Raw genomic sequence first — 22,964 nt, forward strand, 5'->3', positions numbered from 1 at the left:
ACTTCTGATGGATTGGCTATTTGTGCAGACCGGTCGGGGGACTAACGTAGTCACACACTCACCTGCCCTGGAGCACCCCATGCAACCCCGTATCGATTTCTACACTGCCTCCCCTGATGCCCTCAAAGCGATGATCGCCCTGGAAACAGCGGTGTCGAAGTTGCCGCTGGAAAAAAACCTGATCGAACTGGTCAAGCTGCGTGCCTCGCAAATCAACGGCTGCGCCTTCTGCATCGACATGCACACAGCTGATGCGATCAAGGGCGGTGAAACCCCGCGCCGCCTGTTCGCCGTGACAGCCTGGCGTGAAGCACCGTTCTTTACCGAGCGCGAACGCGCTGCGCTGCTCTGGACCGAATCCCTGACCCAGCTCAGCCTGACCCACGCTCCGGATGAAGACTACGAAATGGTCAGCGCCCAGTTCACGCCCAAGGAAATGGTCGACCTGACGGTGGCCATCAGCACCATCAACAGCTGGAACCGTCTGGCCGTAGGTTTTCGCAGAATGCCTCAGGCCTGACCCGAACAAGCATCAATGAGCATCGGCACTCGGCGCGGCCGGTGGTTGTACCTTGCGCATCAAAGGCACCATCGCCGTGGCGATAATGAAGCAGACCATGATCATCAAGAACGCGTCGCCATAGGTTTGCGTCTGGGCTTCGCGGTAGGTCAGCAACCATAGTTGATGCAGGCTGGCGGTGACCCCGGCGTCACCGCTCTGGCCGAGGGCGGCGAAGTTGTTGCCGACCTGGGACAGCCATTGGTTGAGGGCCTCGTTGGTGCTGTTGAGGTTCTCCGCCAACCGGGTGAAATGCAGGTTGGTGCGGTCGTTGAGGATGGTCGCGCACGCGGCGATACCGATGGCCCCGCCCAGGTTGCGCATCAGGTTGAACAACCCCGACGCATGCTTGAGCCGTGCTGGCGCCAGGCCGCCGAGGGTCAAGGTCACCGCCGGCGGCACCGCCAATTGCTGGGCAATCCCGCGCAGGGCTTGCGGCAGCATCAACTCCTTGGCCCCCCAGTCATGGGTGATCGGGCTGAAATCCCACATCGACAAGGCAAATAGCCCAAGACCGAACATCATGATCCAGCGCAGGTCGACGCGATTGGCCAGAAAGGCATACAGCGGAATCGCCATGATCTGGAACACTCCGGTGGAGAAAACCGCCAGACCAATGTCCAGCGCTCCGTAGCCACGCACCCGACCGAGGAACAGCGGTGTCAGGTAAATGGTGGCGAACAGGCCGATGCCGGTGACGAACGAGAAGAAACAACCGAGGGCGAAATTGCGGTCCTTCAAGGCGCGCAGATCGACAATCGGGTTGGCTACATGCAAGGTCCGGCCGATGAACGCCAGCCCGGCCAGGCCACTGATCCACGCGGTGGTCAGGATCGTGCGGTCGCTGAACCAGTTCCAGCGCGGGCCTTCTTCGAGGGTGTATTCCAGGCAGCCAAGGAACAGCGCCAGAAACACCATGCTCAAGTAATCCGCGCCTTTGAGCAGCGACAGTTCCGGCTGGTCGATTTTTACCAGCATCGGCACGGCCACGGCGACGAAGATGCCGGGGACCAGGTTGATGTAGAACAGCCAGTGCCAGGACGATATGTCGGTGATCCAGCCACCGATCACCGGCCCCAGGGTCGGTGCCAGGGACGCCACTGCGCCGATGGTCGCGGCGGCGATCACCCGTTGTTTGCCGGTGAAGAACACGAAGGCCGTGGTGAACACCAGCGGGATCATCGAACCGCCCAGAAACCCTTGCAGGGCGCGGAAGGCGATCATGCTCTGGATGTTCCAGGCTATGCCGCACAGCAGGCTGGCCAGGGTGAAACCCACCGCCGATGCGCAAAACAGCCAGCGCGTCGAGAACACCCGGGACAGCCAGCCGGACAGCGGGATCACGATGATTTCGGCGATCAGGTAGCTGGTTTGTACCCACGCGGTTTCGTCGGTGCCGGCGGAAAGCCCGCCGCCGATGTCACGCAACGAAGCTGAGACAATCTGGATGTCCAGCAGGGCAATGAACATGCCGATGCACATGCTGGCGAAGGCGAAAACCTTGGTCGCCGTCGCCATGTTCGCGGCATTGAACGGTTGCGCCGGGGCGGCGAGGGCACGGCTCATGGCGCGCTGGCCACGGCTGGCGCTTCAGGTTCCTTGCGCGTGTCCACTTCAGCGGTGACCGACAACCCCGGACGCAAGTGGCCGAGCACACTGTCGGCCGGGTCGAGGTGAATCCGCACCGGCACCCGCTGCACGATCTTGGTGAAGTTACCGGTGGCGTTTTCCGGCGGCAATACGCTGAATTGCGAACCGCTGGCGGGGGCGAGGCTGTCCAGGTGACCGTGGAATTCCTGCCCCGACAGCACGTCGGCGCGGATCACCACCCGTTGCCCCGGCACCATGTGCGCCAGTTGGTCTTCCTTGAAGTTGGCATCGACCCACAGACCGCTGGTCGGCACCACCGAGAGCAATTGCGAGCCGGCCTGGGCATAGGCGCCGACCCGGGCCCGACGATTGCCGATCACACCGTCAACCGGTGCCTTCAGTTCGGTGTAGCCGACATTCAATTGCGCCAGGTCGCGCTCAGCCTTGGCCTGGATCAAGGCGGCCCGGGCCTGTTGTTTCTGAGTGTCGATCACATTCAACTGGCGTTGCGCGGCCAGCAATTCAGCCTGGGCGCGGTTGCTTTGGGCCTGGGCCGTCTTGAACGTGGTATTGGCCCGCTGGGCACTTTCAACCGAGACGGCGTTGGTGATCACCAGTTTTTTGTAGCGGGCATCGTCATCCCGCGAGCGTGCGGCTTCGGCACCGGCGGCGTCGATGCCGGCACGGGCCTGGCCGATGACGGCCTGTTGCAGTTGCTCGGTGGCGTCGAGGTTGGCGAGCAGGGCCTGCTGGGCGGCCACTGCGCCTTCGGCCTTGGCCAGGTGGGCGCGGTAGTCGCGGGAATCGAGACGGACCAGCACGTCACCGGCCTTGACCTTCTGATTATCGGTCACCAGCACTTCGTCGATGTAGCCCGCCACTTTCGGCCCGATCACCGTCACATCGCCGCCGATGTAGGCGTCGTCGGTTTCCTCGATGAAACGTCCGGCAGTCCACCAATGCGTGCCATATACACCGGCCAGCACCAGTGCCGCGATGCCCAGTGTTGGCAACAGCAGGCGTTTGAGCAGGGGAGGTTTGGCGGCAGTCACCGGGGCAGCCAGGTCGGGTTCAACGGTGGGCATGCTGGTCATGGAGGATTACCTGTGGGTGCGGCGGTTAATTATGATGATCATAATATGACGAATGTAATATTTTGTGGCAAATGGTTTTTGCTGCCGGTCGTCAGGTGGCTTGTTCAAAGAGGAAGAGATTTTGTGAGCGCTGGAGAAACATTGTAGGAGCGAGCCTGCTCGCGAAAAATGCCCAGACAACGCGCTCATCCAGACACCCCGCGTCATCGTTGACGTCCATCGCGAGCAGGCTCGTTCCTACAGGGAATCGGGGTACCAGCAAAAGCCAGGTCGGCCCGAAGGCCGCCTGGCTTTTGCTTTTGCTTTGGCTTTTGATCTTCTTGCCCCCTCGAGAGGCCGAGTGGAGGTTCTGCGCAGTGGGCAACCCGGCATGGATGCCGGGTTAGCCGCGTACGGCCATGGATGGCCGATCGCGGCGGGCCCACGGAGCAGGACCGGAGCGAGGGAATGCCGAGCCTTGGCGAGGCACCGAACGTCAGGGGCAAGAGCCCTTGGTTACTTGGGGCTCTTCCAAGTAACCCGCTGTAAAAGCGGAACCGTCAGCCGCCGTTACAGCAGAAATGGATATGCACCCACTCCAAATGTGCAGCTATCAAACCCGCTCAAAAATCGCCGCAATCCCCTGACCACCACCGATGCACATGGTCACCAGCGCGTAACGGCCGCCGGTGCGGTGTAGTTCGTGGATGGCCTTGGTGGCGATGATTGCACCGGTCGCGCCCACCGGGTGGCCCAGGGCGATACCCGAACCGTTCGGGTTGACCTTGGCCGGGTCGAGGTCCAGTTCCTGGCTGACGGCGCAGGCCTGGGCCGCGAAGGCGATGTTGGCTTCGATCACGTCCAGGTCGGCGACGGTCAGGCCGGCGCGCTTGAGTGCCAGGCGCGTGGCCGGGATCGGGCCCAGGCCCATGAATTCCGGTTCGACGCCGGCGTGGGCGTAGCTGACCAGGCGGGCGAGGGGTTTCAGGTTATTGGCCTGGACCGCGTTGCCACTGGCCATGACCAGTGCGGCGGCGCCGTCGTTCAGGCCCGAGGCGTTGCCGGCGGTGACCGAACCGTCCTTCTTGAACGCCGGCTTCATTGCTGCCAGCTGTTCCAGGGACGTGGCGCGCGGATGTTCGTCGACGCTGAACAGCTTGGTGCCTTTGCGATCCTGGATTTCCACGGTCGCGATCTGCTCGCTGAAGTAGCCGTTGGCAATCGCGTGGGCCGCGCGTTGCTGGTCTTCGAAAGCCAGGGCGTCCTGCATTTCGCGGGTGATGCCGTTGCGCGCGGCGACGTTCTCGGCGGTGATGCCCATGTGGATGCCATGGAAGGGGTCATGCAGGATGCCGAGCATGTAGTCGATGACCTGGGCGTTGCCCATGCGCGAACCCCAACGGGCGGCCGGCATCAGGTACGGGCCACGGCTCATGGATTCGGCACCGGCGCCGACGACGATGTCGGCATCGCCGAGCATCAGGGTCTGGGCGGCGTTGATGATCGCTTGCAGGCCCGAACCGCAGAGGCGGTTGACGTTGTAGGCCGGGGTTTCCTTCGGAATGCCGGCGTTCATCGCCGCGACGCGGGAGATGTAGGCATCGCGGGTTTCGGTCGGGATCACGTTGCCCATCACCAGATGGCCAACGAGCGCCGGGTCCACGGCGGCTCGCTCCAGGGCGGCTTTCACGGCCGTGGTCGCGAGGTCGGCCAACGGCACGTCCTTGAGCGAGCCACCGAAGGTACCGATGGCGGTACGGGCGGCGCTGACGACGTAGATTTCTGGAGTGTTCATGGCTGGTTTCCTTTCGGTGGATTCTTATCTGTACTGCGATTGAGCAGGGCGTTCAAGGCGGTTTTCGCCTCGTCGGTATTCAGGCGTTGAATGAACAGCGTGTTTTCTTCGCGCAGGGTGGCTTCCAGTTCGGCCAGGCAAGCCTGTTTCATCAGCAGCCGGGACTGGCGCAAGGCTTGCTGGGGCATGGCCAGAAAGCGCTGGGCGATTTTTGTCGCCGCCGCCAGGCATTGTTCGCCGTCATCGAAGGCTTCGTTGGCCAGGCCCCAGGCCACCGCTTCGTTGCCGTCCAGGCCGTTGCCCAACAGGAGCAGGTTCGCGGCACGGGCATGGCCGAGCCGGCGTGGCAGCAACAGGCTGGCGCCAAATTCGGGGCACAGGCCGATGTTGACGAACGGCATGCGCAGCTTGGCGTTGCGGGTGACCAGTACTTGATCGCAATGCAGCAGCAATGTGGTGCCAATACCGATGGCCGCACCGCAGACTGCCGCGATCAGCGGTTTTTGCAGGCGCGTGACGACCTTCATCAGGTGGAATGCCGGGGCGTCCAGATGAGTCGGCGGGTGCTGGAGGAAATCCACCAGGTCATTGCCGCTGGTAAAGCACGCCGGGCCGCCGGTGATGATGATCACGCCGGTCTGCGGGTCTTCGTCGGCGGCCAGCAACAGCTCGGCCAGTTGCGTGTACATGGCGTTGTTCAGCGCATTGAGCTTGTCCGGGCGGTCGATGGTCAGCGTCAACACGCCGTCGCGTTGCTCGTGTTTGATCAGGTCGGTCATCGCAGGATCTGCACGGTCGGTTCAGGGCTGCCACTTTAAGCGCCGGACAAACCCCGGATCTATGGCAAAACGGGTCAACTGCACTGCCGCTTTTTGCCATGCCGATGTGCCCAAAAAGCGACACACACCCATTCGGGGTATGGCCGCGCCCGGTGAATCCACCAATAGTGGGGGCATCCGCTCATCCAGAGCCGAACTCGCTATAAGGTGCATTTGCTATGGGCAAGACGCTGCTTAAGGTGATTTCCAGTCTGTTTGTTGTACCGCTGACATTGAATGCCTACGCCGCTCAAGTGGACGACAGCCATACGCTGCGGTTGTACAACTGGGCGGATTACATCGGTGAAAAAACCGTGGCCGACTTCGAAAAGGCCACCGGCATCAAGGTCATCTACGACACCTTCGATGCCTACGAAACGGTGCAGGCCAAATTGCTCACCGGCCACTCTGGTTATGACCTGATCGTGTTGAACGCGTCCCTGGCGCCACCGCTGATCAAGGCCAAGGTGTTCCAGCCGCTGGACAAAAAGCTGCTGCCGGGCTGGACCAACCTGGACCCGAAAGTCCTGGAGGATCTGCAAGGGTACGATCCGGGCACCACGTACTCGGCGCCTTATACCTGGGGTAGCAACGGCGTCACCTACAACGTCGACAAGATCAAGGAACGCATGCCCGACGCGCCGATCGGCTCGCTGGCGATGATCTTCGATCCGAAGATCGTCTCGCGCTTCGCCGACTGCGGAGTGACCCTGCTCGATGCCCCGACCGAAGTCATTCCCATGGCCCTGAAGTACTTGGGTCGTGATCCGAGAAGCGCCGCACCGGAAGATCTGAAAGCCACCCAGGACTTGTTGTTGTCCGTGCGGCCGTACATCCGCAAATTCGACTCGGTCAATTACCTGACCAGCCTGCCCAATGGCGATGTGTGCATGGCCATGACTTGGTCCGGCGACTACGCCACCGCCATGGCCCGCGCCGCAGAAGCCAAAAAGAAGATCGACCTGGCCTACTTCATCCCCAAGGAAGGCTCGCTGATCTGGTTCGACAACCTGTACATCCCGGCCGACGCGCCCCACGTCGCCAATGCCCACAAGTTTCTCGAGTACCTGATGCAGCCGCAGGTGATGGCGGACGTGAGCGACTTCATCAATTACGCCAACAGCAACGCCGCGGCCACGCCGTTGTTGAGCGCCGATGTGCGCAACAACCCGGCGATTTACCCCGACGCGCAAACCCGCGAGCGGCTGTTTCCGCAGAAGACCCAGAACGCCAAGGACATGCGGGCGATTACCCGGGTCTGGAGCACCGTGAAAAGCGGCATCTGATTTGTTCGAACGTTAGTCAATTCGGTTAGAGGTTTATTTATGGCGACGCCAACACGCACCGTTTTTTCCCCAGCGGACGAGTCCCGGCTGGTCAAGGCCGACAAGGCTCACCATATGCACGGCTATCACGTGTTCGACGAACACGCCGAACAGGGCTCGCTGAACATCGTCGCAGGCGACGGCGCCTACATCTACGACACCCAGGGCAACCGCTTTCTCGATGCGGTGGGCGGCATGTGGTGCACCAACATCGGCCTGGGTCGTGAGGAAATGGCCGAGGCCATCGCCGACCAGGTGCGTCAGCTGGCCTATTCGAATCCGTTTTCCGACATGTCGAACAACGTGGCGATCCAGTTGTGCGAAAAACTCGCCAGCCTGGCCCCTGGCGACCTTGACCATGTGTTCCTGACCACCGGCGGCTCCACCGCCGTGGACACTGCGTACCGGCTGATCCAGTACTACCAGAACTGCCGAGGAAAACCCGAGAAGAAGCACATCATCGCGCGGTTCAACGCCTATCACGGCTCCACCACCCTGACCATGTCGATCGGCAACAAGGCCGCCGACCGCGTGCCGGAGTTCGACTACGCCAACCCGCTGATCCACCACGTCTCAAACCCGAATCCGTACCGCGCGCCCGATGGCATGGACGAAGCGCAGTTCCTCGAGTTCCTGGTCAAGGAATTCGAAGACAAGATCCTCTCGATTGGCGCAGACAAGGTCGCCGGTTTTTTCGCCGAGCCGATCATGGGCTCCGGCGGGGTGATCATTCCGCCCCGGGGTTATCTCAAGCGCATGTGGGACGTCTGCCAGCGCTACGACATCCTGTTCGTCGCCGACGAAGTGGTGACCTCGTTCGGGCGCCTGGGCAAGTTCTTTGCCTCTTATGAGGTGTTCGGCGTGCAACCCGACATCATCACCACGGCCAAGGGCCTGACCTCGGCCTACCTGCCGCTGGGTGCGTGCATCTTTTCCGAGCGCATCTGGAAAGTCATCGCCGAGCCGGGCAAGGGCCGCTGCTTCACCCACGGCTTCACCTACAGCGGGCATCCGGTGTGCTGCACGGCGGCGCTGAAGAACATCGAAATCATCGAGCGGGAAAACCTGCTGGCCCATGTCGACACGGTGGGGGCGTATCTGGAAGCGCGCCTGGCAACCCTGCGGGACTTGCCGTTGGTGGGGGATGTGCGCTGCCAGAAACTCATGGCCTGCGTGGAGTTCGTCGCCGATAAACGCACCAAGGCGCTGTTCCCCGACGAGATCAACATCGGCGAGAAAATTCACGTGCGGGCCCAGGCCCGAGGCTTGCTGGTGAGGCCGATCATGCACCTCAACGTGATGTCGCCGCCGTTGATCCTGACGTTTGCCCAGGTCGATGAAATCGTCGAGACCTTGCGGGTGTGCATACTTGAAGTGGCGGCCGAGCTTGAGCAGAGCGGCCAGTATTTCGGCCAATGACTTCATCCGTCAGGCTTTTACCAAGGCCCTGTTCACCCGCTAGACTGCGGGGCATGAGCAAACCAAACGACGATACGCTGATCGCAATGCCCTTCGGGGCATTGCACAAATGGCATGGGGGAATGCGCGAGGCCTTCGCCCATATCGATGAGCCTGACGCCTTGCGACACCTGGCGTCGGCGTTGGCGCAACTGGTGTCCGTCGAGTCGATGATGATCAGCCTGGAGCGCAAGGACCGCGCGCCACAGTTGCTGCATCAGCGCGGGATTGCACAGGAGTATCAGGTGTCGATTCTTGAGCGCTATTTTGCCGGGGGCTATTTGCTCGATCCGTTCTGCCTGGCGGTGGAGCAGGGGTTGGCGCAAGGGTTCTATCACCTGGAGGAAATCGCGCCGGACAACTTTTTCGACACTGATTACTACAAGACCTATTACCTGAATGCGGGCTGTTCGGAAGACAGCTACTACATCGTCGATACCGGCAATGACACGAAGATTTCGGTCAGCCTCTATCAGGGTTTCGGCGGTGAATGCCTGAGCGCCGAACAGTTGAACCTGCTGCGCGCCGTAGAACCGCTGGTGCGTGAGTTCATCAGCGAATTCAGTCAACGCGGAATGCTGCGCAGTCGCGAGATCCAGTGCGATAAAGACCAGGGCATGCGCGATGATCTCAAGCACCGGGTGCAGTCGGCTTTCGAGCATTTCGGCAGCGATGTGCTCACCGAGCGCGAGCGGGAAGTGGCGCACATGCTCCTGCGCGGGCATTCGGTGAAGTCCACCGCCAGCCAGATGAGCATCTCACCGGAAACCGTGCGCATGCACCGCAAGAACCTGTACCTGAAGCTGGAGGTGGGTTCGCAGTCGGAGTTGTTTGCGCTGTTTATCGAGTGGTTGCGCAAACATTAAAAATTAAAAAATCGCAGCCTGCGGCAACTCCTACAGGTTTTGCGTACACCCGCAAAATGACGGTTGTACCGGACCCATGTAGGAGCTGTCGCAGGCTGCGATCTTTTGAATTTCTACTCAGGTGGATCGATTCGATCCAGCGCCCGGTTCACCGCCAGCTCGCCCAGCATGATGACTTGCGCGATACCCAATAGAGTATTGCGGCTCGATCCCTCCGCCCGGTCCGCCAGATCCATCGTCATGATATTGGCCGAGGCCAGCGATTCGCACGCATGGGCCAAGAGGCTTTCGGTATCGAGTTCAGGATTAACGAAAAACATCGTGCACAGTTTGCGTGGAGTGTCTCGGATATCGGCTGCTGAGGGAATGGTATCGGTGGGGGCGTGGGGATTATTTGAGTCGATGGTTCTGGAGGACGTTGCCGGATCGGTGTCCGGCGGGTTTGGCGTTACCTTGAACATTTCTTAGATTCCCGATTTGTGCCGGCACCACTTCCCTACTAAAAGAAGGGGTGGCAGCTGTACGCAGGTTAGTAGACCGGGGAATCTAAGAAGCCGGCGCGCCCAAGGACGCCCTACGTACAGCCACCATCAAAACGCAGGCGCAATGCCTGACTGATAGAAGCGTTGTACGACTTAGATTTAACCACGGGCTACTAAACCCGATCACTGACGATCAGTGACGCGAATCAAGTTACCGAGCGGCCCCAGGGCGCACAAGCCGGCGGATTCTGGCGTATCCGTAGGCAACGACGCAAGGTGATGTGGCTTTCGGGAAGTAAACTTGCTGACTTTTAAACAGGCAGGAACTTGATTGTAAAAAAGCCCTGAATTGCGGCCAAACCGGGTTCGCCCCGAGGGTTTTAACGCTGTCAGAAATCTCCGAGCTGTAAGCCTCAAATAGAGATCATAAAAAATCCTACAGACCTTGCGCGTCGTTATCGGGAAGAGTCCTACGCGCTAGAAGGAGCAATCCTATATCAACTGTCGCCACCTTCTTGAAAGCTGTCGAATGCTTGAACGAGGGATGGAAATGAAGCCTTTCCGTATGCTCTCAGGGAGTTCTGAACATGTATACAGCAGAGACTCGTGCGGAATTTTTCCAATGCAGCCTGAAATGAAATAAGGGAGTGTTCGGTGATGGAGATAACTATAAAAAAAACAAGAGTGCGATGGTTGTTGGGCTTGTTTGGACTGGCGTTAGTTGGATGCTCCACGGCGGAAAATGAAATGGCGGGAGGTAATCTAAAAGCGGTTAACCATACCCTGCATGCGATTAATTGGTTTTCCGTTAATGGGTACCGAGCTCACGGTGGAGGTGGAAGTACGTGTTGTATTGTTTTGCCGACCAAATGGCGTCCTGGTTTGAAGGCGAATATTGAATGGGAAGTCGATCCGGAGCCTTATGCAAAAATAAAAAGAAAAACTACTGGATATGGATTTGATGAAGATGCGTGGGCTGCGCATGAGGCAAAATTTCAGCGCCACAACACAATTGTGGATATTCCCGAATGGTCGGGAACGGATTCATGTGGTTTAAGCGTGCATTTTTTAACTTGCAATAAAATCAAGGTCACGACTTCGTGTTGGGGATACGGATCACCCAATAACCCAATTAAAGAACCCAAACAGATGAAGGAGCCAGCTGTATGTCCAAAGTAAACAATAATTCAAACGCCAAGGTATGGGCTCCGCCGGTTTTTCCAGTGGAGGGGTGTTTGCCTGGTGATGTTGTGAAGGTGACTGCCAATTACAAAAAGCAAATCGCCGAGGAGGTTTGCCACCAGCGAGGCGTCGACTCCAAAGGACAGTCCTTGGGGTTCGAGTGCAGCCACAGCCTGCACATCAGTCTGTTCTTCGATGGAACTAACAATAACGAGTTCAACGACACAAAGAAGAATCACCCGAGAGGCTGTATGGGAAAGCTCCCCGTGGGGGTTTTTCCCATGCAACCTGAAATGAAATAAGGGAGAGATGGGTGCGGGAGATAGCTATGAAAAAAAACAGGGCGCGATGGTGGTTGGGGTTGCTTGGGGTGGCGTTAGTTGGATGTTCCACGGCGGAAAATGAAATGGCGGGAGGTAATCTACAAGCGGTTAATCATACCCTCCATGCAATTAATTGGTTTTCAGTGAATGGTTACAGAGCGCATGGAGGCGGTGGAAGTTCGTGCTGTATTATTCTGCCTACCAAATGGCGCCCCGGCTTGAAGGCAAATATTGAATGGGAAGTCGATACTGATCCTTATGCGTACTCTAAATGGCCGCCGTTAGGAACTGATGGCTATAGAGCCGCTCAAGCCAAGCATAAAGCTAACTATCAGCACTACAGCACCATCGTCGAAATCCCAGAATGGTCGGGAACGGATTCATGTGGTTTAAGCGTGCATTTTTTAACTTGCAATAAAATCAAGGTCACGACTTCGTGTTGGGGATACGGATCGCCCAATAACCCAATTAAAGAACCCAAACAGATGAAGGAGCCAGCTGTATGTCCAAAGTAAACAATAATTCAAACGCCAAGGTATGGGCTCCGCCGGTTTTTCCAGTGGAGGGGCGTTTGCCCGGTGATGTTGTGACGGTGACTGCCAATTACAAAAAACAAACCGCCGAGGAGCGTGGTCACCAGCGAGGCGTCAACTCCAAAGGGCAGTCCCAGCGGTTCGATTGTTGCCACAGCCTGCACATCAGTCTGTTCTTCGATGGCACTAACAATAACGAGTTCAACGACACAAAGAAAAATCACCCGAGCAATATCGCCAAGCTCTTCCATGCGTCGATTCAAGATGATGATGCGAAGACGGAAGGCTACTTTTCTTATTACATGCCCGGTGTCGGCACACCGTTTCCGGAAATTGGCGAACCCGATTACAGTGCATATGGGCTGACGTTCGCAACGGGTGGTGAGAATCGAATCAACTGGGCGTTGGTTCAGGTGGCCAGTGCACTGTCGTACTCACTGAACAATAAAAAAGAAATTGACCGTATAGCTGCCAAGGGCCTGGTCAAAGAAATGAGCACCTGGCCGGCCCCGCTCATGAGCGTCCTGGGGGAAGGCAAACGGCGGCGAATCATGAATGGGCTGCTGGGGGATTTGGAGGAATGCAAAGCCAAATCTCGGCAACCCAAAGTGCTGGGAGTCAAACTGTTCGTATACGGCTTCTCGCGCGGCGCGGCAGAGGCCCGCACCTTCGTGACTTGGCTGAGCGAGCTGTTCGATACGCCAGCCGGTGCCGAGCTCCCCGAACAGCGACTGATCGGTCTGCCGGTCAGCGTGGAATTTCTCGGTGTGCTGGACACCGTCGCCTCGGTCGGCATCGCCCATGCGGCACCTTTTTTTGCCGGGCACATGGACTGGGCTGATGACAGTCAGTTGCTGCCCGACGCCGCGAAATTTCCGAAGTTCGTCAAACGTTGCCGGCACTTCGTCGCGGCCTTCGAGCAACGCTCGTGCTTTCCGCTGGACTCGATCCGCAACGAGGACGGCCAGTACCCGCCCAACACCTTTGAAGTGGTGTACCCCGGTGTGCATTCCGATGTCGGGGGTGGTTATCCGCAGAATGACCAGGGCAAGGCTCGCGGCGGTACTGATGAACTGGTATCGCAGATTGTCCTGCACGACATGTATGCCGAAGCCTTCGCTGCCGGCGCACCATTGCAGGTGCCGGAAACGGTGCTGCCGGAATGCCTGCTGCCATATAGACAATGGCGTGTCATGAGTCCGGCAACCGACAGAGAGTTTGGACTCAGTGACACGCTAGTCGAGCGCTTCAACGCCTGGCGCCACACCCTCCCAGGTATCACCGCCGACCCCCCCACCCACACAAAACCCTGGGAGTACAAACCCGAGCTACTCAGTACAACAGTGGAAGAAACCCTCGCCGATCAACTGGGCTGGATCACCGGCTGGCGCATCGGTCGTTATGCCAATGACCCGTTGCAGAACAACGACAGCTACAAGCATCAGCCGTTTTTCACCCAGGCCAACGAAATCACTGGCTACGAGACCGAACAACAACGCGAGGCCTACGAAAAGCAGAAAAAAATCATCCTGGCCGATCGGCTGAAGGCGCCTGAGGCGGCCACGAATCATCCCGGCCCACCCATCTATGAACCGCAGATCGACAAGACCCAGCTCAGCGAGGCGGCTGCGGAATTCAAGCGCGACTACAGAGGCTTCGACCGCAAGCAAACCAGTGCGGCCGGTACGATCACCGATGTGATCTTGCGCGACGCCATCTATCTGCTCAACGAAAACGATGAATTGCAAGACCACGCCGCGATCAGGGCGGCAGGTGATCTGCGCACCAAACAATTGTTCCGCGATGACCGAGGCACGCCCAGCAGCGACCCGCGCATGGCGCTGGTGGTCGCGTTGTTCGATGACCAGATACACGACTCACGCGCCTGGTTCATGCATGACGCGTTGAAATCCCGCGAGCTGTGGGCCGGTTATTTCTTCTATCGCATGACGTATTTCGGCAATGCCAACAGCCGGGACCTGGCACCGGTGGTGGTGGCGGGACGAATTCTGGGCGTGGCGATGCTGGCCGGCGCAACGGTCTACGGCATCAAGCGCGGTGGGGTGCTGGGCGGGGTTGGCGGGCTGGCCGCTGGCATCGGTGGCGCCACCATCGGCTATCAGGTGATCGACAAGGCGCGGGGTGTGGCGCTGCCGTTCCTGCCGGAGGCCGCGCAGTTGCTCAAACCGACGGCTCATATCGGCCAGGTGGCGGCTGAGCTCAAGCAGCAGATTGCCGAGGAAAACTATGCGCAGATGATCGATCGAACCACCGCCATGCTGCGCGAGGCGGGCAGTTTGTTCGAACTCACCGGGGAGGACGTCTGATGTTGCCTCTGGTACGCATGGGTAACGAACCTGAATGTCGAACTGGTTGCAATGTTTCTGGCTCTGTTCAAGCTGGGCTGGGCGCGCGCTAAAGTACAGGGCCATTCGGAAAAATCCACCGCCAGCCAGATGAGCATCTCACCGGAAACCGTGCGCATGCACCGCAAGAACCTGTATCTGAAGCTGGAGATGGGTTCGCAGTCGGAGTTGTTTGCGCTGTTTATCGAGTGGTTGCGCAAGCACTGAGAATTTCAGCTGGCACAAATCGAATGTGGTTTTTGGTTGACCACAGGATCTGTGGTCAACCGGAAGCCCAGATCACTCTTCGCGTTTGACCACCAGCGTCAGAATGTCATAGCTCGCCACCAGCTCACCCAACTGGTTGGTGACCTCCACATCCCACGCCACCACCCCTTGCGGGATGCCCTGCGGGCTCTTTTTGCCCTGGTCGATCTTGCGCTTGCAGGTCAGGCGCGCCTGGATGGTGTCGCCGATGCCTACCGGATTGATGAAGCGCAAGGTGTCCAGGCCATAGTTGGCCAGTACCGGCCCCGGAGCGGGGGAAACAAACAGCCCGGCCGCTGCCGAAAGCACGAAGTAACCGTGGGCGATGCGCTTGCCGAACTGCGATTCCTTGGCTGCGATCTCGTCGAAGTGCATGTAGAAGTGGTCGCCCGACAGGCAGCCGAAGTTCACCAGATCTGCTTCGGTGACGGTGCGGCGATGGGTCAGCAGCGACTCGCCGATCTGCAGGTCCTGGAAATGGCGACGGAACGGATGCACGTCGGTTTCGATGACCTTGGCCCCGCGCACGTACTCGCCGGTGACCGCCGCCAGCATGGTCGGCGAACCTTGTACCGCCGCGCGTTGCAGGTAGTGTTTCACCGCGCGCAGGCCGCCGAGTTCTTCACCGCCACCGGCACGCCCCGGGCCGCCGTGCTTGAGCTGTGGCAGCGGCGAGCCGTGACCGGTGGATTCGCCGGCAGAGTGGCGATCCAGTACCAGCAAGCGGCCGTGCCAGGCAGCCGCGACCGGGATGGCCTTGGCGGCGATCTGCGGATCCTTGGTCACCAGGCTGGCCACCAGGCTGCCTTTGCCGCGTGCGGCCAGGGCCAGCGCTTCGTCGAGATCGTCGTAGGCCATCAGGGTGCTGACCGGGCCGAAGGCTTCGATGTCGTGTGCACCACCTTCAGCGTGCGGATCGCGGGCCTGCAACAGGGTTGGGGCGAAGAACGCGCCCTTGTCGACATTTGCGCCACGCGGCTCGAAACCGTCGCGGGCACCAAACAGCATATCGCTGCTCTGCAACAGGCTTTCCAGACGCTCGGCCACGTCTTTCTGCTGATCGTGGGAAGCCAGTGCGCCCATGCGTACGCCTTCCACCGACGGGTCGCCGACCACCACTTTGGCCAGGCGATCACGCAGGCGCGTAGCCACGGCATCAATGTGCTTGGCCGGCACGATGGCGCGGCGGATGGCGGTGCATTTCTGCCCGGCCTTGGTGGTCATTTCCCGGGCGACTTCCTTGATGAACAGCTCGAACTCTTCGTCATCCGGGGTTACGTCCGGGGCGAGGATCGCGCAGTTCAGGGAGTCGGCTTCGGCGTTGAACGGCACCGAATTGCGGATCAGGTTCGGGTTGACCCGCAGCTTGGCCGCGGTGTCGGCGGAACCGGTGAAGGTCACCACGTCCTGGCCTTGCAGGCGGTCGAGCAGGTCGCCGGTGCTACCGATGATCAGTTGCAGACTGCCCGCTGGCAACAGGCCGGATTCGTCCATCAGGCGCACCACGGCTTCGGTCAGGTAGCTGGTGGCGCTGGCGGGCTTGACGATGCATGGCATGCCGGCGAGGAAGCTCGGAGCGAACTTTTCCAGCATGCCCCAGATCGGGAAGTTGAACGCGTTGATGTGCACCGCCACGCCACCGCGCGGCACCAGGATGTGGGTACCGGCGAAGGTGCCGAGCTTGCTCAATTGCAGCGCCGGGCCTTCGTGGACGACGTTGCCCGACGGCAGTTCCCGCGAGCCGAGGCTGGCGTAGGTGAACAGTGTGCTGTTGCCGCCTTCGATGTCGATCCAGCTGTCAGCGCGGGTCGCGCCGCTGTGGTGGGAAATCGCGTAGAGCTGCTCCTTGCGCTCGCTCAGGTACAGGGCCAGGGCCTTGAGACGCTGGGCGCGCTGCTGGAAGTCCAGCGCCATCAAGCCGCTGATGCCCTGGCGACGGCCGTGCTCGATGGCTTCGGCGAAGTCCGGACGCTCTTCGTGGGTGCGGGCGATTTCATGGCCGTCGATGGCGCTGCGCAGGACCTGCGCGCCGTGTTGGCCGATCCAGCGACCGGCGATGAAGCTTTGCAGGGTGGGTGCATGCAGTGCAGGTGAAGAGGACATCACGATTGCTCCTGGTTATGAAGGGTTGTGGCGTGGTGGCGGCCGCGCCTTTCGGAATTACCAAAGCGCCAGGGTGTAACCGACGATCAGCCGGTTCTCATCGAGGGCGGTAGTCAAGCCATTGCCGGAACGGAAGGTCACGTTGCGCCAGCGCAGGCTGACGTTCTTGAACACACCGCTCTGGACGACGTAGCTGATATCGGTGTCGCGCTCCCATTCGCGACCGTTGTCGACGGTGCCTGCCTTGACGTGGCGACCGTCGGTGTAGCGGGTCATGAAGGTCAGGCCGGGAATGCCTTGGGCCGCGAAGTCATAGTCGTAACGCAGTTGCCAGGAATCCTCGTCGGCGCGGGTGAAGGTGTTGAAAGTCACCAGGTTGACCACGTACGGATCGCCGCCGTTGAGGAACGGAAAGGCGCTGTCGCCGGACAATTGCTGGTAGGCGGCACTGACCTTGTGGGCACCGTGGGACACCGTGAACATGCTGTTGAAGTTTCGGTTGTCGATGCGCCCGGCTCGTTCGGTGCCGTCGCCACGGCTGTCGAAATAACGCAGGTCGCTGCGCAGGTTGAAGCCGTTGCCCAACGGTTGCGTATGCACCAGTCCGGCGAATTGCTGGCGATAGATCTGGTCGAGCTTGCCGTAGTAGTAGCTCAGGTTCAGTTGCGGGCTGAACGCGTAGCTGCCGCCGCCGAAGTCGAAGTGATCGCTGGTGGCGGCGCCGAAGCCGATGTCATCGTTGCTGGAGGAGTCCCGCAGGTTGGCCTTGGTCAGGCGTCCGGCATTCACCGTCAGGCCGTCGATTTCCTGGCTGGTCAGCAAGCCACCTTCAAAGGTCGAACCCAACAGGCGTGTGTCGTTGTAAGTTGCCACTGGCAACAAGGGCTGCAGGGTGCCGAGTTTCAGCACGCTTTTGGATACCCGCAATTTTCCGGTCAGGCCCAGTTCGCTGTACTCGTCGTCGGGCTCATGGCTCTGCGGGCCAAACGGCAGCAGCCCGGTGCCACGGCGGTCGGGACTGGAGTCGAGCTTGATCCCCAGTTCGCCCAGCGCGTCGAGACCGAAACCGATGGTGCCGTCGGTGAAGCCGGACTCGATGCGCGCAGTGAATCCCTGGGCCCATTCTTCGGCCTTGGATTGCGGCGCGTTGTCCTGACGGAAGTCGCGGTTGATGTAGTGGTTGCGCATATCAATGCGGGCCTTGCTGTCGCCGATGAAGTCGGCCATGGCGCTGGGGGCGATCATGGGCAGACTCAATGCGGCGGCCAGCGAAAACAGTGATTCACAAGACGTGGTACGTGCGGGTTTCATTATTTTTATTCCCTGCCAACTGATCGGTCGTCGTTTAGTGTTTGCTGGCGCCAGCGGCACCGATGCCGGTCATCGAGCGGATGAACTGCGCCAGATAACGGCCACGCTCAAGGGCTGCACGGGGCGAGGTGTCGGTGACGGAAAACAGCCATGCACTAAAGAACGCCAGGCTCATGGAAAACAGGGCCGGGTTGGAGTACGGGAACAGCGCCTTGTCGTGATGCATCACGTTGACCCACACCGCCGGGCTCAGCACCAGCAGGACAATCGCCGAGACCAGTCCGGACAGACTGCCGAGGACGGCGCCGCGGGTGGTCAGGCCTTTCCAGTACATCGAAAGGAACAGCACCGGGAAATTCACCGATGCGGCGATGGCCAGCACCAGACCGGAGAGGAAGGCAATGTTCTGCGACTCGAACAGCAGGCCGAGAACGATCGCCAGTACACCGATGCACAGGGTGGCGATTCGCGACACGCGCATTTCCTGTTGCTCGCTGGCCTGGCCTTTGCGCATCACGCAGGCATACAGGTCATGGGACACCGCCGAGGCACCGGACAGCGCCAGCCCGGCAACCACCGCCAGGATGGTGGCGAAGGCGACCGCCGAGATGAAACCGAGGAACAGGTTGCCGCCTACCGCGTGGGCCAGGTGTACGGCGACCATGTTGCCGCCGCCGATGATCGCGCCGCTGGCGTCACGGAACGCCGGATCGGTGCCGACCATGACGATGGCGCCGAAGCCGACGATGATCAGCAGCAAGTAGAAGTAGCCGATGAAACCGGTGGCGTAAAACACGCTTTTACGCGCTTCCTTGGCATCGCTGACGGTGAAGAAACGCATCAGGATGTGCGGCAGGCCGGCGGTGCCGAACATCATGCCCAGCCCCAGGGAAATCGCATCGATCGGGTTGGACAGCAAGCCGCCGGGGGCCATGATTGCGTTGCCCTTGGCATGCACGGCGGTGGCACCGGCAAACATCGCCTCAGTGCTGAAACCGAAGTGCTTGAGCACCATGAACGCCATGAAGCTGGTGCCGAACAGCAGCATCACCGCCTTGATGATCTGCACCCAGGTGGTGGCGAGCATGCCGCCGAAGGTCACGTAGAACACCATCAACACGCCGACCAGCATCACTGCATAGAGGTAGTCGATGCCGAACAACAGTTCGATCAGCTTGCCGGCGCCGACCATTTGCGCCACCAGGTACATCAGGGCCACGGTCAGGGTGCCGAACGCCGAAGTCAGGCGCACCGGGGTCTGTTCCAGGCGATAGGACACCACGTCGGCAAAGGTGTATTTGCCCAGGTTGCGCAGGCGCTCGGCAATCAGGAACAGAATGATCGGCCAGCCGGCCAGCACGCCCAGGGCGTAGAGCAAACCGTCGTAGCCATTGAGGAACATCATCGCGGAGATGCCGAGGAACGAGGCTGCCGAGATCATGTCGCCGGCAATCGCCAGACCGTTCTGGAAACCGGTCATGCCGCCGCCAGCAGTGTAAAAATCGCTGGTGGAGCGGGTACGCAGTGCCGCCCAGCGTGTCACACCAAGGGTGAATAACACGAACACCAGGAACATGCCGATGGCGTTCCAATTCAATGGGCGGGCCACGCCATCGGCGGCCATCGCAACATCAGTGACAGCCGCCAGCGGCAGCAGGAACAGTGCAAAAAGGCGGTTCATCGAGCGCACTCCTGCTTGAGTTTTTCATTCAGCGGATCGATCACGTTGTTGGCGCGATAGACATAGAAACCGGTCAGCGCAAAGGCCAGCCCGACGATAACGACACCCACCAGCATGCCCACGGTGGTCACGCCGCCGCTCAGGGATTGGCCGAGGGTAGAAGGGGAGAAAGCCACCAGCAGCACGAAGCCGTAATAGATCACCAGCATGGCCAGGCTCAGCGACCAGTACAGCTTCTGTTTGCGACGAACCAGCTGGATGAAATCCGGGTGCTGGCGGATGAGTTCTATTTCCTGGGGTGTCATGACGCGCGCTCCTTTGTTGTTTTTGTTGTTGTGTAAAGCAGGTACGGCCCGAGCCCTGTAGGAGCGAGCATGCTCGCGATGAACCTGAAATCACCGCGGGGTATCAGGCATCCAGCGTCATCGTTGACGATCATCGCGAGCAAGCTCGCTCCTACAGGGGTCAGTAGTCGGTGGGTCAGAGCTGATCGAAATCCAGCACCACCTTGTCGCTGATCGGGAAGGCCTGGCACGACAGCACATAGCCGGCGGCCACTTCGTAGTCTTCCAGGGCGTGGTTGCTGTCCATTTCCACTTCGCCTTCGATGACCTTGCACTTGCAGGTCGAGCACACGCCGGCCTTGCACGAGTAGGGCAGCTCCGCGCCTTGCTCGTTACCTGCATCGAGGATGCTCTGACTGTTGCGTGGCAGGTCGAAGGCGAGGGCGCGGCCGTCGCTGATCACGGTGATCTGGCTGACTGCCGCATCGACCTGGCGGGCGGCTTCGCGGGCGGCGCGTTTTTGCTCGCTGCCGGCGGCGGCGAACAGTTCGAAATGGATGCGCTCAGGTTGCATGCCCTTGGCCTTGAGGCTGTCGCGCACGGTCTCGGTCATTTCCTGCGGGCCACAGATGAAGGCAGCGTCCAGGGCCTTGACGTTTAGCCAGCGGCTGAACAGTTGCTCGCATTTCTCGGCGTTGATCCGGCCGTTGTACAGGTCGACGTCCTGCTGCTCGCGGCTGAACACGAAGATCAGGTTCAGGCGCTGCAGGTAGCGGTTCTTCAAGTCTTCAAGCTGTTCGCGGAACAGCGCACCGGAGCTGGAGCGGTTGCCGTACAACAGGGTGACGCGGCTGTGGGGCTCGGTTTCCAGGGTGGTCTTGATGATCGACAGGATCGGCGTGATGCCGCTGCCTGCCGCCACGGCCAGGTAGTTGCCATGGCGCGCCGGGTCGAGTTCGACGCAGAAATGCCCGGCGGGCGGCATCACTTCCAGGGTGTGCCCGGCTTTCAGCTGTTCGTTGGCAAATGCCGAGAAGCGTCCGCCGGTAACACGCTTGACGGCGATGCGCAGCTCACCGTCGTTGACCCCGGTGCAGATCGAGTAGGAGCGGCGTACTTCTTCGCCGTCCAGTTGGGTGCGCATCACCAGGTGTTGGCCCTGGGTAAAATGGAAGCTGTCTTGCAGGTCCTGCGGAATCTCGAAGGCGATGGACACCGCGTCACGGGTCTCGGCGCGCACGTCCTTGATGGTCAGGCTGTGAAATTTGCTCATTGTTGTTCTCCAGCTGGGACGGCCGATTCGCCGCTCAGATGCACTTGAAATAGTCGAACGGTTCCCGGCAATCGACGCAGCGGTACAGGGCCTTGCACGCGGTGGAACCGAACTCGCTGAGGACCTCGGTGTGGGCGCTGCCGCATTGCGGGCACACAACCTGCGGGTTCTCGCCGAGCAGGCTGCGCTTGCTGGTGCTGCCCTCGGGCGGCGCGATGCCGTAGGCGCGCAGGCGTTCGCGGCCGCTGTCGCTGATCCAGTCGGTGGTCCAGGCCGGGGTCAATTTGCGCTCCAGGTGCGGCGCCTTGAATCCGGCGAGTTCCAGTGCTTCGCGGATATCGCTCTCGATCACTTCGGTGGCGGGGCAGCCGGAGTAGGTCGGGGTGACCACCACGTGCAAGTGACCGGCCTGCCAGTCCAGATCGCGGACGATGCCCAGGTCGACCACGCTGACCACTGGCACTTCCGGGTCCATGACCTGCGCCAGGGTCGCCCACGCGGCGGTTAAGTCGCTCGGTTGTGCCGGCCGGGCGCCCTGGTCGCTGGCGATCAGCTCACCAGGTTGCATCGGGGTACGCTCGTGGCAGGCACTGCATTTCGGCCAGCAGGATGCCCAGGTGTTCGGTGTGCAAACCCTTGCGCGCATTCAGGTAGAAATAGCTCGGCGCGGCCGGCACGGGCAGGGTAGCGCTGGCGAAGATCTGCTCGACTTTGGCCTGCCACTGCGCGGCGACGCTGGCGATGTCCGGAGTGATGCCGGCTTCACACAGGCGCTGTTCGCTGTCATCGGCGGCGATCAGCTCAACGGTGAAACGCCAGACCTCGGGGATCGCCGCGAGCATGCGCTGGTGGCTTTCCTCGGTGCCGTCACCCAGACGCTCGACCCACTCGCCGGAGCGGCGCAGGTGATAGGTCACTTCCTTCACCGCCTTGGCGGCGATCCCGGCGATGCGTTCATCGCTGGATTGGCTCAGGCCCTTGAGTACTTCCAGGTGCCAGGCGTCATACAGGAACTGCTTGAGCATGGTCACCGCGAAGTCGCCGTTGGGTTGTTCCACCAGCAGCAGGTTGCGGTAGGCGCGCTCGTCGCGGCGGAACGCCAGATGATCGGCATCGCGGCCGTCGTCCAGCAGTTCGGCGGCGTACTCCAGCCAGTTGCGCGCCTGGCCCACCAGGTCGAGGCCGACGTTCATCAGCGCCAGTTCTTCTTCCAGTGCCGGTGCCTTGCCGCACCACTGGCACAGACGCTGGCCCTGGATCAGGGCGCTGTCGCCGAGGCGCAGCAGGTATTCGATCAGATCAGTCTTGTTGTCCATGGTCGACCTCACATGTGCCCGACTTCGGCCGGCAGCTCGTAGAAGCTGGCGTGGCGGTAGACCTTGTCGTCCGACGGATCGAACAGCGGGTCTTTTTCATCCGGCGACGAGGCGGTGATCAACGCCGAAGGCACGACCCACAGGCTCACGCCTTCGCTGCGACGGGTGTAGAGCTCGCGCGCGTTCTCGATGGCCATGGTGGTGTCGGCGGCGTGCACGCTGCCGACGTGCTTGTGGTTGAGGCCGTGCTTGCTGCGCACGAAGACTTCGAAGAGGGTCCACTCGGACATTTCAATTACTCCACATTGAGGCTCTGTAGGAGCGAGCTTGCTCGCGATGTACCCGCGAGCACCGCGGGGTGTCAGGCAACCAACGTTAAC

Annotated in this window: 21 protein-coding genes and 1 pseudogene; 9 read left to right on the top strand and 13 right to left on the bottom strand. The window is 60.4% G+C overall.

Going from position 1 to position 22,964, the window contains the following annotated elements:
* The first annotated feature begins 79 nt into the window (after window positions 1-79).
* The gene (locus AC3WTM_RS16615; protein WP_102672678.1) at window positions 80-520 is read left to right on the top strand and encodes a carboxymuconolactone decarboxylase family protein; all 441 of its coding nucleotides are present in this window, start codon (window positions 80-82) and stop codon (window positions 518-520) included.
* A 12-nt stretch (window positions 521-532) separates the two neighbouring features.
* Here AC3WTM_RS16615 and AC3WTM_RS16620 read toward each other — a convergent pair whose 3' ends face one another.
* The 4 genes from AC3WTM_RS16620 to AC3WTM_RS16635 form a co-directional block, all read right to left on the bottom strand.
* Window positions 533-2,125: a DHA2 family efflux MFS transporter permease subunit gene (locus AC3WTM_RS16620; RefSeq protein WP_057713965.1), complete on the bottom strand. Its 1,593-nt coding sequence runs from the start codon at window positions 2,123-2,125 to the stop codon at window positions 533-535.
* Window positions 2,122-3,243 (bottom strand): HlyD family secretion protein, encoded by a 1,122-nt coding sequence (locus tag AC3WTM_RS16625; RefSeq protein ID WP_102672679.1) that lies wholly within the window; start codon window positions 3,241-3,243, stop codon window positions 2,122-2,124. Before AC3WTM_RS16625 ends, AC3WTM_RS16620 begins: the two co-directional genes overlap by 4 nt.
* A 592-nt stretch (window positions 3,244-3,835) precedes the next feature.
* Window positions 3,836-5,017 carry an acetyl-CoA C-acyltransferase family protein gene (locus AC3WTM_RS16630; RefSeq protein WP_102672681.1) on the bottom strand — a complete coding sequence of 394 codons (1,182 nt, stop codon included), beginning with the start codon at window positions 5,015-5,017 and terminating at the stop codon, window positions 3,836-3,838.
* Entirely contained in the window at window positions 5,014-5,796 is a 783-nt protein-coding gene (locus AC3WTM_RS16635; RefSeq protein ID WP_102672682.1) for an enoyl-CoA hydratase-related protein, read from the bottom strand. Before AC3WTM_RS16635 ends, AC3WTM_RS16630 begins: the two co-directional genes overlap by 4 nt.
* A gap of 218 nt (window positions 5,797-6,014) precedes the next feature.
* Here AC3WTM_RS16635 and AC3WTM_RS16640 point away from each other — a divergent pair, with 218 nt between their 5' ends.
* Genes AC3WTM_RS16640 through AC3WTM_RS16650 form a run of 3 tightly spaced genes read left to right on the top strand, consistent with a single transcriptional unit; the run spans window position 6,015 to window position 9,484 of the window.
* Complete coding sequence (locus AC3WTM_RS16640) at window positions 6,015-7,121, top strand: polyamine ABC transporter substrate-binding protein (RefSeq protein ID WP_102672683.1); 1,107 nt, start codon at window positions 6,015-6,017, stop codon at window positions 7,119-7,121.
* A 39-nt stretch (window positions 7,122-7,160) separates the two neighbouring features.
* Window positions 7,161-8,579: an aminotransferase gene (locus tag AC3WTM_RS16645; RefSeq protein WP_102672684.1), complete on the top strand. Its 1,419-nt coding sequence runs from the start codon at window positions 7,161-7,163 to the stop codon at window positions 8,577-8,579.
* On the top strand, window positions 8,576-9,484 hold the full coding sequence (locus tag AC3WTM_RS16650; RefSeq protein ID WP_102672685.1) for a helix-turn-helix domain-containing protein: 909 nt from the start codon (window positions 8,576-8,578) through the stop codon (window positions 9,482-9,484). The genes AC3WTM_RS16645 and AC3WTM_RS16650 overlap by 4 nt, the downstream gene beginning before the upstream one ends.
* Window positions 9,485-9,597: 113 nt before the next feature.
* Here the strand turns inward: AC3WTM_RS16650 and AC3WTM_RS16655 are convergent, their stop codons facing one another.
* Complete coding sequence (locus tag AC3WTM_RS16655; RefSeq protein WP_102672686.1) at window positions 9,598-9,945, bottom strand: DUF6124 family protein; 348 nt, start codon at window positions 9,943-9,945, stop codon at window positions 9,598-9,600.
* A 678-nt stretch (window positions 9,946-10,623) separates the two neighbouring features.
* Between AC3WTM_RS16655 and tli1a (AC3WTM_RS16660) the strand changes: the two genes are divergently transcribed.
* From tli1a (AC3WTM_RS16660) to AC3WTM_RS16680, 5 genes and pseudogenes are all read left to right on the top strand, one after another.
* Window positions 10,624-11,145 (top strand): Tli1a family immunity protein, encoded by a 522-nt coding sequence (gene tli1a / locus AC3WTM_RS16660; protein WP_102685603.1) that lies wholly within the window; start codon window positions 10,624-10,626, stop codon window positions 11,143-11,145.
* Complete coding sequence (locus AC3WTM_RS16665; protein WP_102685604.1) at window positions 11,133-11,450, top strand: hypothetical protein; 318 nt, start codon at window positions 11,133-11,135, stop codon at window positions 11,448-11,450. The genes tli1a (AC3WTM_RS16660) and AC3WTM_RS16665 overlap by 13 nt, the downstream gene beginning before the upstream one ends.
* A 26-nt stretch (window positions 11,451-11,476) precedes the next feature.
* Entirely contained in the window at window positions 11,477-11,986 is a 510-nt protein-coding gene (gene tli1a, locus AC3WTM_RS16670; RefSeq protein WP_207291311.1) for a Tli1a family immunity protein, read from the top strand.
* The gene (locus AC3WTM_RS16675) at window positions 11,974-14,331 is read left to right on the top strand and encodes a T6SS phospholipase effector Tle1-like catalytic domain-containing protein (RefSeq protein ID WP_492587621.1); all 2,358 of its coding nucleotides are present in this window, start codon (window positions 11,974-11,976) and stop codon (window positions 14,329-14,331) included. The genes tli1a (AC3WTM_RS16670) and AC3WTM_RS16675 overlap by 13 nt, the downstream gene beginning before the upstream one ends.
* 93 nt (window positions 14,332-14,424) lie before the next feature.
* Window positions 14,425-14,577, top strand: a pseudogene (locus AC3WTM_RS16680) (helix-turn-helix transcriptional regulator); the annotation flags it as partial.
* A gap of 72 nt (window positions 14,578-14,649) precedes the next feature.
* On the opposite strand, the gene paaZ reads toward AC3WTM_RS16680, so the two are convergent.
* From paaZ to paaB, 8 genes are all read right to left on the bottom strand, one after another.
* Complete coding sequence (gene paaZ / locus AC3WTM_RS16685) at window positions 14,650-16,719, bottom strand: phenylacetic acid degradation bifunctional protein PaaZ (protein ID WP_102672875.1); 2,070 nt, start codon at window positions 16,717-16,719, stop codon at window positions 14,650-14,652.
* A 57-nt stretch (window positions 16,720-16,776) separates the two neighbouring features.
* Complete coding sequence (locus tag AC3WTM_RS16690) at window positions 16,777-18,030, bottom strand: OprD family porin (RefSeq protein WP_102672876.1); 1,254 nt, start codon at window positions 18,028-18,030, stop codon at window positions 16,777-16,779.
* Window positions 18,031-18,064: 34 nt separating this feature from the next.
* Window positions 18,065-19,711 (bottom strand): cation acetate symporter, encoded by a 1,647-nt coding sequence (locus AC3WTM_RS16695; protein WP_102672877.1) that lies wholly within the window; start codon window positions 19,709-19,711, stop codon window positions 18,065-18,067.
* A complete protein-coding gene (locus AC3WTM_RS16700) occupies window positions 19,708-20,016 on the bottom strand; it encodes a DUF485 domain-containing protein (RefSeq protein WP_007978006.1) in 309 nt (102 codons plus the stop codon). The genes AC3WTM_RS16695 and AC3WTM_RS16700 overlap by 4 nt, the downstream gene beginning before the upstream one ends.
* A 175-nt stretch (window positions 20,017-20,191) precedes the next feature.
* Window positions 20,192-21,268, bottom strand: a complete 1,077-nt coding sequence (gene paaE / locus AC3WTM_RS16705) for a 1,2-phenylacetyl-CoA epoxidase subunit PaaE (protein WP_102672878.1) — start codon at window positions 21,266-21,268, stop codon at window positions 20,192-20,194.
* Window positions 21,269-21,302: 34 nt separating this feature from the next.
* Complete coding sequence (gene paaD / locus AC3WTM_RS16710) at window positions 21,303-21,836, bottom strand: 1,2-phenylacetyl-CoA epoxidase subunit PaaD (RefSeq protein ID WP_102672879.1); 534 nt, start codon at window positions 21,834-21,836, stop codon at window positions 21,303-21,305.
* Window positions 21,823-22,584, bottom strand: a complete 762-nt coding sequence (gene paaC, locus AC3WTM_RS16715; RefSeq protein ID WP_102672880.1) for a 1,2-phenylacetyl-CoA epoxidase subunit PaaC — start codon at window positions 22,582-22,584, stop codon at window positions 21,823-21,825. Before paaC ends, paaD begins: the two co-directional genes overlap by 14 nt.
* Before the next feature lie 8 nt (window positions 22,585-22,592).
* Window positions 22,593-22,874 carry a 1,2-phenylacetyl-CoA epoxidase subunit PaaB gene (paaB, locus tag AC3WTM_RS16720; protein ID WP_007943393.1) on the bottom strand — a complete coding sequence of 94 codons (282 nt, stop codon included), beginning with the start codon at window positions 22,872-22,874 and terminating at the stop codon, window positions 22,593-22,595.
* Window positions 22,875-22,964 lie beyond the last annotated feature (90 nt).

Source organism: Pseudomonas sp. EU05-FHT14B02, assembly GCF_058791055.1.